The sequence below is a fragment of the Chryseobacterium sp. CT-SW4 genome (assembly GCF_048572715.1).
Taxonomy (GTDB): domain Bacteria; phylum Bacteroidota; class Bacteroidia; order Flavobacteriales; family Weeksellaceae; genus Chryseobacterium.
The window spans coordinates 600,450-613,650 of sequence record NZ_CP183840.1; the positions used below are offsets into that span (position 1 = coordinate 600,450).

A 13,201-nucleotide genomic window follows, 5' to 3' on the forward strand; every position below is an offset into this window, starting at 1 on the left:
TAGCGATTAATTACAGAAAAAAGAGTAGAAATTTCAATTAATATTTCTATAAATTTCGGTTAAAAGCTTCTAGGTAAATTTGATCAAATTCGGCATCAGGAAGATTTACAAAATCTCTCAAAGTTTCTATTTGAGTTGTTGTTGAATATTCTAATTTAAACTTTTCAACTGGTGTATTAATTTCGGTATTTGATAGGATTTCTTTAAAGTTAACATAGTCATGATGATTGTTAAGAAACTTATAACCAAAATAATTTGAGGCAAAGTCAATATAAAAAGGATAAGGTTCTACTCTAATTTGTCCGATTAAACATTCAATAATAATTTGGTTTTCTTTATGGTACTCTAATCCATTTATATATGTAAAGCCACAATCTTTAATCATTTCATTATTAATAAATGACTTTTTGTATCCATACGTTTTAATATGATAATGTTGTATTTCTCTTTCAATCCTTGATTTTAGAAATTTTACAGATATTCCTTTTTCAGTAAATGCAATTACACGTATAGGAAAGTATTCTTTTTTTATTGGATCAAAAATATCTAAGTATTCATTTAATTTTATATCCATGATATTAGTTTATAGTTTTATATAGTGTTAAAATCTACATATTGCAAATATATCTGCAATAATAATTTTTCTTTTTTTGCTAAATTATGGAACGGAAACGGTATTTCCTTACGGGAAACCGTAATCCAAACAAAAAACCGCTCCACAAAAGCAGAACGGTTTATATATTAAATTGCCTCGGTCGCTGACCGTTACATCATTCCTGGCATTCCACCACCCATTGGCATAGCTGGCTCGTCTTTTTTCACTTCAGTGATCACGCACTCAGTTGTTAAAAGCATTCCAGATACAGAAGCTGCATTTTCAAGGGCAACTCTTGTTACTTTGGTAGGGTCAATGATACCTGCTTCAAGCATGTTTACATACTCGTCAGTTTTAGCGTTGTATCCGAAATCTCCGGAACCTTCTGCTACTTTAGCGACGATTACAGAACCTTCACCTCCTGCGTTGGCAACGATTTGTCTTAGTGGCTCTTCGATCGCTCTTTTTACGATTTTGATACCTGTCGTTTCATCAGCGTTAGAACCTGAAAGGCTGTCTAAAGAAGAGATCGCTCTTACTAAAGCTACACCACCACCGGCAACGATACCTTCCTCTACGGCAGCTCTTGTAGCATGTAATGCATCATCCACTCTGTCTTTTTTCTCTTTCATTTCTACTTCAGAAGCAGCTCCTACATAAAGTACAGCAACACCACCGGCTAACTTAGCTAGTCTTTCCTGAAGTTTTTCTCTGTCGTAGTCAGAAGTAGTTGTTTCCATTTGAGCTTTGATCTGGTTTACTCTTCCTTTGATCTTGCTTTCTTCACCACCACCGTTTACAACAGTTGTATTGTCTTTATCGATTGTTACTTTTTCAGCAGTTCCAAGCATATCCAAAGAAATGTTTTCCATAGTGAAACCTTGCTCTTCAGAAATAACCTGACCACCTGTTAAGATTGCGATATCTTCCAGCATTGCTTTTCTTCTGTCTCCGAATCCAGGAGCTTTTACAGCAGCAATTTTAAGAGAACCTCTTAATTTGTTTACCACTAAAGTAGCTAAAGCTTCACCTTCCACTTCTTCAGAGATGATTAATAGAGACTTACCTCCCTGTGCGATAGGCTCAAGAACAGGTAACAACTCCTTCATAGAAGAGATTTTTTTCTCTACTAAAAGGATATACGGATTTTCTAGTTCAGCTAACATTTTCTCAGGGTTAGTCACGAAGTAAGGAGACTGGTATCCTCTGTCAAACTGCATACCTTCTACCACATCTACCGTAGTATCAATACCTTTAGCTTCTTCTACCGTGATTACTCCTTCTTTACCTACTTTTCCGAAAGCTTCAGCGATAAGAGAACCGATCGTTTCGTCATTGTTGGCAGAAACAGAAGCTACCTGCTTGATTTTATCTGTAGAATCACCTACAGCCTGAGATTGGGATTTTAGGTTTTCAACAACAGCAGTTACTGCTTTGTCGATCCCTCTTTTAAGATCCATTGGGTTAGCACCTGCAGCTACGTTTTTAAGACCTTCTCTTACGATAGCCTGTGCTAAAACAGTAGCGGTAGTAGTACCGTCTCCTGCGATATCATTGGTTTTGGAAGCCACTTCTTTTACCATCTGAGCTCCCATGTTTTCTACTTTATCTTCAAGTTCGATTTCTTTTGCTACGGAAACCCCGTCTTTAGTAACGTGAGGTGCCCCGAAAGATTTTTCAATAACTACATTTCTCCCTTTAGGACCTAAAGTTACTTTCACTGCATTTGCCAATGCGTCAACTCCTCTTTTTAATGCGTCTCTTGACTCGATATCGAATTTTATTTCTTTTGCCATAATTTTTAAGCTTTAAGCGACTTGCTTCTGGCGCATGGCCTTTAAAGTCGCGAGTTTAATTAATTTTTAATTTTATTTCAGCTTGTTCCAGAAAGCGACAAGCTTCTTTTTTAATGTTGTTAATTCTTCCATGAGATTTAAGAAAGTATTGTTATCAATATATCCTAAATCTTTAGCAAGAATTAATTGGTTTTCGGCTTCATTGGATGACCCTAAAGCAATATTAAGGAAATTAGCAAATTCTTTATCTGAATTTCTACCGCTTCCTTCTGAAATATTATAACCGATTGAAGCAAAAGATCTCCTTATTTGAGAGGTTAACCCGAATATTTCTTCTTTTGGGAAGTCTTTCGTATGGGTGTAAATTTTTAAAGTTAAATGATGGCTTAATTGCCAAACTTCAAATTTTTTAAAATCTCTCATTAATATTTATGCTTTAATGCCAGCAGCCAAAAGCCATTTGCTATAAGCAATTACCCAATAATTCCCAATAAATCAGATTCTCTTACGATTAAGTAATCCTTTCCTTCCAGTTTTAATTCGGAACCGGAATATTTTCCATAAAGAACTTTGTCACCAACTTTCACAGTCATTGGCTCATCTTTTTTACCTGTACCTACAGCTACTACAGTACCTTCCTGTGGTTTTTCTTTAGCCGTATCCGGAATAATAATACCTGAAGCTGTTTTAGTTTCTGCAGCGATTGGTTCTACCAATACTCTATCCGCTAATGGTTTAAAGTTTACTGACATAATATATCTGTTTTTTTAATTATTTCTGTCATGTAAGTCTCTAAATGTATGCCAAGCATGCCAAAGGAAATTTTTGGCAGAATTTTAATTTTCAAGTGTGAAAATTTGGCAGAAAATTATTTCTCGCGCTTAGGAAATCCCAGAAGATAGCTGGTCAGAATGGGTAACAGAAAGATCAAAACGGTAATTCCGGAAATAAGGATTTCCATGATGTGACCACTTAGAAATAAAGAAAGAGGAGACTTCGGATAAAAATGTTCATACAGGGAAAAGGAAAGCTTAAGACCTAAAATGGCAATAACAATAAAGGCGGCCGTCTCAAGGAAAGGAAATTTCTGCATCAGCTTTACAAACCACTGGGCAATAAATCTCATTGCCAGGATTCCAATAAATACTCCTAAGGTGATCAGCAATAAATTATCCGAAAAAGCGACGGCTGCAAAAACATTGTCAATGGAAAAGGCAAGGTCCATCACTTCCACCATCACAACCGTAGCCCAGAAATGACCCAATAAGCCGATAGAATTCCGGTACAGCCAGCTGGATTTTTTCTTTGCTTCTTCCGGTTCTTCCTCTTCTTTTGGAGCTTTATATTTTTTAATGAACCAGTCCGTTGCAATATAAAGAAGATACAATCCCCCCAACGGTTTGATCCACCATACCGAAATAAGAAAAGAAGCAAAAATAAGAGCTAATCCACGGAAAACGTAGGCTCCCAATATGCCGTATTTAAGAGCTTTTTTTCGTTGATTTTCAGGGAGGTCCATTACTATTGTCGCCAGTACGGCTGCATTATCCACAGACAGCAGGCTTTCGATGAGAATAAGATTAGCAATAATAGCTAAAGATTGGGCAGGATGATGAAGAATATCTTGAAATAAATTCGAAAATTCTGAAAGTATCATTTTAATAATTAATTTTTTATCTGATTGAGTTTGGAAATGATAGCCCCCGACAGCGCAATTCCTATAAAATTGGTAACCGCCCGGGCTTCATTCATAAATCTGTCTATGCTGTACAGCAGGGCAAGGTCCGTCATTGGGATTTTACCGATACGGCTGAGCGTAAAGATCAGAGCCAGAAAACCGGAACCGGGAACTCCTGATGCCGTTTTTGAGGCAATGGATATGATAATGAAAAGGAAAATATAATCTTTAAAATCTACGGGAATATTATAAAACTGAATGAGAAATAAGCAGGATATGGATAAATAAATACAGGCTCCCGCCAGATTGAAATTATATCCCAAAGGAATTACAAATCGTAATATCTCCCTGTTGTAGCCCTGGGATTCCAGCTTTTCAAAGATCATAGGAAAAGCCGTTTTTGAGGAAGAGGTGGCGACTACAAGAAGGATCTCTTCTTTGATCGAAACCAGGAAATTCCAGATATTGATCCCGAATAAATAGGCTATCAGTCCCAGTACCCCGAATATAAAAACAATATTGGCCAGGTATACAGTCGCAACTACTTTGCTCAGAGGAAGCAGGGTATTGATCCCATAAACGGAAATACTATAGGCAATATTACAGAAAATAACGGGCGGAAGAATAATATAGAGATACTTTATTAAAATATAAAAAAGATTCTTTCCCTGATCCAGAGCATCAAGAAAAGAGTCCTTTTTATTGAATAGATTAATGAGAATTCCTATGGTAATTGACGAGAACAGAAAAATTGCATATTCATTGATATACCACGGATTATTCGAAATCCCTATATGATCAAGAAACTGCTGTGGAAGTTTCCTTTCAATAGAAGAAAGCGTAATTCCGGTATTGGAACCCGGCTTCAGCAGCACCCCGAATCCTAATCCCAGTATAATGCTTACGGAAGTAACCAAAAAGAAATAAAGGATCATTTGCCCTGTGATCCTCACCGCATTCCGGCTGTTGAAAATATTGCTAATGCCATAAATAACCGCAAAGAAAATTACAGGAACGATCAAGGCTTCCAAAACCATAAAAAAATAATAGCTTACCATTTCCAGCTTCCGGCTGATATCAGGAAAATAATATCCGGCTAATGCTCCCCCGATAATGGAGGTAAACACGTACAGGGAAAGGTTTCTCAGATAACGCTCCGTAAAAGCTTTATGTTCAGGAAAAGAGCTCATAATAAGATCATTAGACCACAAAAGTAAACTTATATTTTTATTAAAAAAGTACATTCGGAAGAATTGTTGTTTTACTGCCGGCTGATGGATTATTTAAATGACTCCCAGTATCAAAGCACTGATCAGCATTACAATAGATGAGCCTATGGCCCATTTTATAGTAAACTTTAAATGATCCGAAAACTCTACTCCCGCCAGAGAAACCAATAAATAGGTAGATGGAACCAACGGGCTTAAAAGATGGGAGGCCTGTCCCACAAGGCTGGCTCTACCCAATACATCAGGAGGAATTCCAAGTTGACTTCCCGTAGCCGTAATGATGGGTAAGATCCCGAAATAGTATGCGTCATTGGTAAGGAAGAAGGTGAGAGGAACACTGAACACCGCGGTGATTACATTCAAAGAGCTGCCCCAGCTTTCAGGAATGATCTCTATAATGCTGTTTCCCATGGCGTGCATGATTCCCGTACCATTTAATATTCCGGTGAAAATTCCTGCTCCGAAAATCATTCCCGCTACACCCAGTGCATTTCCTGCGTGTTTGGAAATGATCTTTTGCTGGTCTTTTAGCTGGGGATAATTAATAACGGCTGCGATACAAAATGCAATCATAAATGCAATGCTCAACGGAATGATGTCCAGGATCATCACGGCGAGAAGAATAAGGGTCAGGATTAAATTAACATATAAAAGCTTCGGACGCTGGAGGCTCATATCTTTTTCCCCTGCAATATCCTGTTTGCTGTATTTGTCATACTTTCCATATTTTAAAATTCTCTTTTTTTCTTTTCTTCCCAGTATATAGGCTACGATAAATACCCATGTGATACCGATGACCATGAGAGGAATCATGGGTACGAAAATCTGGGTATGACTTAGCTTTAATGAACTCATAACCCTTGCTGTGGGTCCTCCCCAGGGTAAAATATTCATAATTCCGCCGGCTAACATGATGATGCATGTAAGAATTAACGGGTTCATTCCCTGCTTTTTATAGAGAGGAAGCAATGCAGCGACTACAATAAGATAGGTGGAAGATCCGTCTCCGTCTAATGAAACGAGAGTTGTCAGTAAAGCGGTTCCTAATGTGGTTTTGACAGGATTGTCACCTACCGCTTTAATAATAGCATTCACGAGAGGTTCAAAAAGCCCCGTATCGATCATGAGACTGAAATAAAGGATGGCAAAGATCAGCATGACACCGGTAAGCGCAATTTCGTTGACGCCATCTTTCATCATATTCCCCAGCTCCTCCCCAAAACCTGCAATATAGGCTATCAGTAAAGGAATAAGGACCAGGGCGGTAAGTGGAGTCATTTTTTTGTTCATGATGAGGATCATGAAGACAGTGATCATAAGGAAGCCAATTATAGTAAGCATGATAGGTCGTAAAAATTAGATTAATATTTATTTTTGTTTTTTTCTCCAGTCGAAGCTGTTTCTGAAGCCTATGAACCCGTAATTACTGGTTCTGCGGGTTTCCATCTGGTTAATGAAAGCCAGTTCCAGGGCAGAATTTTTTCCTGTTTTAATTCCTATTCCGGCAGTTAAACGGTTGCTGTCAAAAGGTTCATCTTTCACGATGTTCATTCTTATTTCGTTTTTAAGAATACCGTATAGTCTTTCTTTTTCCCCTTTTTTATTAAATGGGATTTTTACAGAAATAAGATACCTGAGCCTTACCTCAAATTCATCAGGATTGCTCAAAAACCTTTCTTCCACCCGGAAACGCTGGGAGAACGAGGTCCTTCCGATATTATTTTCCATGGTTACCTGTTGAAAAGGGCGTTTTTCATATCGTATTCTTTTCGTGTCATCTGCATTATAGGATTCAAGAATAAGGAACATAGCCCCTACGGCAGGCTTTATATTGTCAACAACTTCATAATCCATATATGCATTTAGAAGAAATAATCTGGTGTCATAAGCCAGGTCAAAAGACCGGTATTGTGTAAGAGCGGTGAGCGTGCTTTTATCCGTTACTTTTGCAGACAACAGATATTGAAACCACATATTATAATTGTCACTGTTTTGCCCCATTGAGAAATTGAAGACCAACAGTAATATCATTAGGGTTAATTTTATCTTAACTTTCATTTGAAATTTGATTAACATTGCTATGTCTCAAATATATTTATTCGGGAAAGCGGCTTTTGAATTTTTCAATCAATGACATTTTTTATCAGTGAACTGCATTTTCAGTTAAAAAGATATTATATTTGAAATCTTCTGAAGCCGGAGGGAAAATATGTTTTTAATTGTTAATTTTATAATTATATTATTGATTATCAGGATTTTGTTTAATGGTAAAATCCTGAGGGCCATTATGCAGTATCGATGGAAATTTTTATTGCGGTTTCAGCATGTTTTTTTTCTGTTTGCTTTTATTTTAATTACTTTTTTCACCGAAAATTACTTCATGAACCCTCCGGATCTTATCTGGACCGTTATTTTGAATGTGATTTTCAATATAGGGATCTACTACCTGGTATATTATTATCTGGTACCTCATTTTTATCTTTCCAACAAATACCCGGAGTTTATTCTGTATGCGCTGATCTGTTTCCTGGTCTCAAGTCTTTTCCGGATTCTTTGGGAGCCTGCGGTTTTCAACATGGATTTCAGTAAGGAAGGTTATCATATAGGCTTTTTGTATAATGTCTACATCTCACAGGGGATTGTCATTCTCGTTGCCTCCTTTCTGGGGATTACGAAAGATAAATTCAGGATAGAGCAGGATGTCCGGGATTTGGGCGAGGAAAAAGACCAGCTGTATCTGGATTTGCTGAAATCCAAGCTTAATCCTCATTTTTTATTAAACACCCTTAATAATATTTATGTTAATAGCTTTACCCGCTCCGAAAAAACACCGGAATCAATTCTTCAGCTCAGTAAGCTTTTACAGTATATTATTTATGACAGCAGTAAAGAAAAAATAAGCGTAGCACAGGAGTTTTCCTCTATAGAATCTCTGGCTGGCCTGTACCAGCTCAAATATAATAATGAGCTGGATATAGTTTTAACAATAGGAGACAGGGAGACAATGGATGATATCGAAATTCCGCCTTCTGTTTTCCTTACCCTTTTTGAAAATGCACTAAAACATTCAGGAATAGGAAGGGTGAAAGACAGCTTTATTCATCTTTCTTATACGATGGATCAATATTTAATTTTTGAAATTGTAAATTCTGTTGCGGAAGAAGTTCCCTCTTCAGAAGGAAATTATCATGGTTTGGGTAATGAAGCCATTATTCATATATTAGAAAAATTTTATTCCGGAAATTTTGATTTTGTGTCAGAAGCTGTGGAGAATAATAAATATAAAACTGTTGTAAAAATCATTCCTTATGGCTAACCTGACTGTTGTAAATGTTGATGATGAATATCCTGCCTTGCAGTTGGTAAAACAATATTGTGAGCGGATAGAAGATGTGGATCTGATACAGTCTTTTCAGGATCCGAAGGAAGCCCTGGAATACCTTAAAGAAAATAGGGTGGACCTGGTGATTCTGGATATCAATATGCCTGGAATTAACGGAGTGGAGCTTCTTCAGCAGCTCCCTTATAAACCTCTCTGTATCTTTTTTACATTGGAAACCCAATATGCAGTGAAAGCATTTGAGCTGGATGTGGTTCATTACCTTGTAAAACCTGTCGATTTTGAAACGTTCAGCAAAGCTTTGAATAAAGCCAAAGACTTTTTACAGTTTAAAAATTCTGCGTATGGCTTGCAGCATGAAGATTTCATTATGTTTAAATCCAATTATGTAATGAACAAGGTGTTTCTTAAAGATATCCTTTGGGTGCAGGGATTTGGGGAATACATTGTTTTGGTAACCCCGTTGAAAAAATATATGATCCTGGACAGGATGTCCAATTTTGTGGAAAAATTTGAAAGCTTCGGGTTTATAAGAATACATAAATCCTATATTGTTTTGAATTCCCACATCACCTCTTACGATTCGGGAAATGTTTTCCTGAAAAATGGAGGTAAGCTGCCTTTGGGAAGGACGTATAAAGCTTCTTTAAAAGACCTTTTGGATAATGGATGAAATATGATAATACGGTATTAAAAAGCTCTATAGATTTCTATAGAGCTTTTTTTGATTATTTATTTTTTCCGGCTGCCTGCATCGGGTTTACTTTTCCATTGGCACCTCCCCGGGCTGAGTTTTCCTCCTGTTTTTGTTTGAAAACCTGGAATCTGGAGAGTTGGGAATTGGTCCCGTCGTTACTCCAATAATTATTGGTAACATCAATATCAGCGGTTTCTCTCATCGGATCCAGCTGAATGGATTTCAATTTCTTATCAAAATAATAAGTTTTTGAAACTTTCTGTTCGTTGTGTCTCCAGATCTGGGCTGAAGATTTATCATATAGTTGAGAACCGTCCTCAAACGTGAATTCCAAAATAATAGGCATTACCAATCCTCCTTTATTGGCGAAGTCAATCTGATAAGCGGTTATTTTTTGGATCTGATCCTTTTCCTTTTTATCCAAAGGAGCTTTATTATTATGAGGTATGGAAGAATATTCTTTATTGTTGTCTACTTTTTCCTGGCCTCTGTCATATCTGTAATAAAAATCCTGAAGGTCTTTATCCTTATCTACATAGAAAGTAATGTTCTTATCTTCCCTGTTCCTGATTTTTGAGATATCCTCAAAATCGTTCAGAAGAGGTTTTTCGACCCTGTATTTGATTTCATTCGTTTTTGGAACAGCATCAAACTCAGGGGTGGAGATGGTTACTTTATCAATAGCGATGTCTACAGGATCAGTACCATAAAACCAGCCTCTCCAGAACCAGTCCAGGTCTTCACCGCTGGCATCCTCCATAGTCCGGAAAAAATCGGCAGGCTCAGGATGCTTAAAAGCCCATCTTTTTGCATAAGTTTTAAAGGCTTTATCAAAAAGTTCTCTTCCCATAATGGTTTCCCTGAGGATATTAAGTCCCGTTGCCGGTTTTGAATAAGCGTTAGGTCCGAAATGAGTGATGTTTTCCGAATTGGTCATGATAGGCTCAAGTTGATCCTTCGGCAGTTTCATATAATCCACAATTGTCCATGCGGGACCCCGCTTGGAAGGAAATTTATTATCCCACTTTTCTTCGGTAAGATATTCTGTGAAGGTATTTAACCCTTCATCCATCCAGCTCCATTGTCTCTCATCGGAATTAACGATCATCGGAAAGAAGTTGTGTCCTACCTCATGGATGATCACACCGATCATTCCGTTTTTAATCCCCTCGGAATAAGTGCCGTCCTTTTCCGTTCTTCCGAAATTGAAACAGATCATAGGATATTCCATACCATTGGCTGCTTCTACTGATTGAGCCACCGGATACGGATAAGGAATGGTAAATTCAGAATACGTTTTTATAGTGTGGGCAACAGCTTTAGTAGAGAACTTTCTGTACAGTCCGTAAGCTTCTTTTGGATAAAAGCTCATTGCCATTACTTTGTTATTATTTTCAGGAATGGTGACCTGCATTCCGTCCCAAACAAATTTTCTGGAGGAGGTCCATGCGAAATCCCTTACATCTTTCGCTTCAAATACCCATGTTTTTCTTTGCTTGGAATGATTTTTTTCTGCTTTTTTAGCTTCATCTAAAGTGACAATTTCTATCGGTTCACTGGCTGTTTGCGCTTTTCTGTATCTTGATAACTGATCTGTGGTGAGAACCTGCTCATAATTTTTACACTCTCCGGTTCCGCCTACCACATGATCGGCAGGGACATTCATAGTTACTTTAAAGTTTCCGAAAACGAGAGCAAATTCTCCTCTACCCGTAAACTGGTGGTTCTGCCATCCCTGGAAATCACTGTATACGCACATTCTCGGATACCATTGGGTGATGGTGTAGAGATCATTACCGTCTTCCGGGAAATTCTCGTAGCCGCCGCGGCCGCCCATTTTAATCCTGTTGGGAATATTGTAATTCCAATCTACTTTAAAACTGAACTTTTCTCCTTTTTTCAGAACCTTAGGCAAGTCAATACGCATCATGGTTTTATTGACGGTGTATTTCAGAGGATTTCCGGCGGCATCCGTTACTTTTTCCAGATTGACACCATATCCGTTATCTTTTACCGGAAGTTCCGTTACTTTTATCTGTTGGTCTGTGGTTGAAATGGGAATAGTGGATGAAAAATCATACCCGGCATTCTTTACATTGGATTGTTCGTTCTCATCGAGTTGTAGCCATATATAATCGAGATCATCAGGAGAATTGTTGTAATAGGTAACCGTTTCGGAACCTTTTAAATTTCTTTTATCTTCATCCAGGTAAGCGGAGATTTCATAATCTGCTCTATTTTGCCAATATCCCTGTCCCGGTGCTCCGGAAGCTGTTCTGTAAATATTGGGAGTAGGAAGTATGCTCCCTAGTTGTTCAAACTTGTTTCCATGATTACTCCCCGGGTTATTTTGAATGTTCTGGGCACTCAGTCCTATAAAAGAAAATACAGAAAGTAAGGCGGAAGCAACTTTTAGTTTCATGATCAAATAGTTAAGAATTTTCAAATATAATAATAAAGTGATTAAAAACTATTAATGTTTTTGGGATATTAGAATGGAATTCTTTCTAAAGTCATTTTTAATGAAAGGGCGAAGACTCCAGAAGAAACAAACAGGACCCAGTCCTTTTTATTGATCCGGAATAGTTTGAGTAGAATAAAGAGGATGATAAGTATAAAGCCTACAATTACGATCTGCCCGAGCTCCAATCCTATATTGAATCCCAGTAGAGGAATGGCGATGCTCTGGCTTTTGGCAATCATAACCCTTGCCGTATTGGCAAATCCCATTCCATGAATAAGTCCGAAGATTAAAGCCAGATAATAATTCATTCTCATCAGGCTTTGCTTATGGTTTTTCATGATAATGTTGTCCAGGGAGGTGATCACTATCGTGAGCGGGATCAGAAATTCCACCCAGTCGGAAGGAACCCTTACAATATCGAGAATGCTTAATGCTAAAGTTATAGAATGTCCTATTGTAAAGGCTGTAACGAGGATCAGGATCTTTTTCCAGTCATTATAAGAATAGACGGTTATTAAGGCTAAAACAAAAAGCTGATGGTCCAGGGCATCCAGTGAGATAATATGTTCCCATCCCAGGTTCAGATAAAATAAAAAATCCTGCATAATAGATTATTGATAAAGCATACGAAAATAATGATTAATTTCGGAACGGATTTATATTTTGTATGATGAAGAAGTTGTTTTTTCTGGTATTGGGTTTTCTTATTCTGCTTTCCTTTAATGAAGGTAAGCATCCTTATCATGTAGGTTCTGTAGAAATGAATTACAATGGTAAGTCTAAAACATTTGAAATAGCAGGACGCTTTTTCCTGGATGATTTGGAAAATGCATTGAGCAAAAAATACGGAAAACCTTTTCATTTCAATGATGAGAAATATAAAACGCAACTCAATACGGCACTGAAAGACTACGCTTCCGAATATCTGAAACTTAAAGTGAATGGGACATTCGTAAAAGTAAATTATATAGGATATGAAGAGGATAGTGAATCAGTGAATGTATATCTGGAATCGGAAACGGTAAATTCGCCTCAAAAGGTAGAAACGGCAGTCAGCTTTCTGTATAATCTGTTCGATGATCAAATCAATATTGTTCATATAATAGTCAACGGAAAAAGGAAAAGCGAAAAGCTGGTTTACCCCAACCGTTATTTGTACCAGCAATTCTAGCCGGATAGTAGTAGTTTATTTTTTTAACGTATTTATATTTATAGCATAAAAAAATAAATTTCATTAAAAAAGACCATAAATAGAAGATTTTTTCACTTTAAATAGAAGTAGGAAATTCCTTATAATTTAATTAATTCTTTTATTTTTCTCGGATATCCTTTATTTAAACCACTTTTATTAAATTTTTATTTCTGAAAATTGTGAGTTATAATTAAAAAATTCACTATTAAT

At 37.1% G+C, this 13,201-nt stretch carries 13 protein-coding genes; 3 read left to right on the plus strand and 10 right to left on the minus strand.

The annotated features are described in order from the left end of the window. Positions 1-46 precede the first annotated feature (46 nt). The 8 genes from ABJ974_RS02705 to ABJ974_RS02740 all read right to left on the minus strand — a co-directional run bounded on the left by ABJ974_RS02705 (position 47) and on the right by ABJ974_RS02740 (position 7,329). Positions 47-574: a hypothetical protein gene (locus ABJ974_RS02705; RefSeq protein WP_419869848.1), complete on the minus strand. Its 528-nt coding sequence runs from the start codon at positions 572-574 to the stop codon at positions 47-49. Between the two features lie 191 nt (positions 575-765). Further along, positions 766-2,391 (minus strand): chaperonin GroEL, encoded by a 1,626-nt coding sequence (gene groL / locus ABJ974_RS02710; protein ID WP_419869849.1) that lies wholly within the window; start codon positions 2,389-2,391, stop codon positions 766-768. A gap of 72 nt (positions 2,392-2,463) precedes the next feature. After that, positions 2,464-2,814, minus strand: coding sequence for a four helix bundle protein (locus ABJ974_RS02715; protein ID WP_419869850.1), 351 nt, complete (start codon positions 2,812-2,814; stop codon positions 2,464-2,466). 50 nt (positions 2,815-2,864) lie between these two features. Then, positions 2,865-3,143, minus strand: coding sequence for a co-chaperone GroES (groES, locus tag ABJ974_RS02720; protein WP_419869851.1), 279 nt, complete (start codon positions 3,141-3,143; stop codon positions 2,865-2,867). A gap of 116 nt (positions 3,144-3,259) precedes the next feature. Beyond that, positions 3,260-4,048: a DUF475 domain-containing protein gene (locus tag ABJ974_RS02725; RefSeq protein WP_419869852.1), complete on the minus strand. Its 789-nt coding sequence runs from the start codon at positions 4,046-4,048 to the stop codon at positions 3,260-3,262. An 8-nt stretch (positions 4,049-4,056) separates the two neighbouring features. Beyond that, on the minus strand, positions 4,057-5,259 hold the full coding sequence (locus ABJ974_RS02730) for a cation:dicarboxylate symporter family transporter (RefSeq protein ID WP_419869853.1): 1,203 nt from the start codon (positions 5,257-5,259) through the stop codon (positions 4,057-4,059). A 93-nt stretch (positions 5,260-5,352) separates the two neighbouring features. Continuing rightward, positions 5,353-6,639, minus strand: a complete 1,287-nt coding sequence (locus ABJ974_RS02735) for a CitMHS family transporter (RefSeq protein ID WP_419869854.1) — start codon at positions 6,637-6,639, stop codon at positions 5,353-5,355. A gap of 27 nt (positions 6,640-6,666) precedes the next feature. Beyond that, positions 6,667-7,329 carry a DUF2490 domain-containing protein gene (locus ABJ974_RS02740; RefSeq protein ID WP_419869855.1) on the minus strand — a complete coding sequence of 221 codons (663 nt, stop codon included), beginning with the start codon at positions 7,327-7,329 and terminating at the stop codon, positions 6,667-6,669. 349 nt (positions 7,330-7,678) lie between these two features. On the opposite strand from ABJ974_RS02740, the gene ABJ974_RS02745 reads away from it, so the two are divergent. Together ABJ974_RS02745 and ABJ974_RS02750 are read left to right on the plus strand one after the other, a co-directional pair. Then, positions 7,679-8,614 (plus strand): sensor histidine kinase, encoded by a 936-nt coding sequence (locus ABJ974_RS02745; RefSeq protein ID WP_419869856.1) that lies wholly within the window; start codon positions 7,679-7,681, stop codon positions 8,612-8,614. After that, positions 8,607-9,311: a LytR/AlgR family response regulator transcription factor gene (locus tag ABJ974_RS02750; protein WP_419869857.1), complete on the plus strand. Its 705-nt coding sequence runs from the start codon at positions 8,607-8,609 to the stop codon at positions 9,309-9,311. Before ABJ974_RS02745 ends, ABJ974_RS02750 begins: the two co-directional genes overlap by 8 nt. Before the next feature lie 55 nt (positions 9,312-9,366). Here ABJ974_RS02750 and ABJ974_RS02755 read toward each other — a convergent pair whose 3' ends face one another. Both ABJ974_RS02755 and ABJ974_RS02760 read right to left on the minus strand, forming a co-directional pair. Continuing rightward, positions 9,367-11,757 (minus strand): M1 family metallopeptidase, encoded by a 2,391-nt coding sequence (locus ABJ974_RS02755; RefSeq protein WP_419869858.1) that lies wholly within the window; start codon positions 11,755-11,757, stop codon positions 9,367-9,369. A 68-nt stretch (positions 11,758-11,825) separates the two neighbouring features. Then, positions 11,826-12,404 (minus strand): HupE/UreJ family protein, encoded by a 579-nt coding sequence (locus ABJ974_RS02760; RefSeq protein WP_419869859.1) that lies wholly within the window; start codon positions 12,402-12,404, stop codon positions 11,826-11,828. 65 nt (positions 12,405-12,469) lie between these two features. Between ABJ974_RS02760 and ABJ974_RS02765 the strand changes: the two genes are divergently transcribed. Next, positions 12,470-12,970 (plus strand): DUF6702 family protein, encoded by a 501-nt coding sequence (locus ABJ974_RS02765; RefSeq protein WP_419869860.1) that lies wholly within the window; start codon positions 12,470-12,472, stop codon positions 12,968-12,970. Positions 12,971-13,201 lie beyond the last annotated feature (231 nt).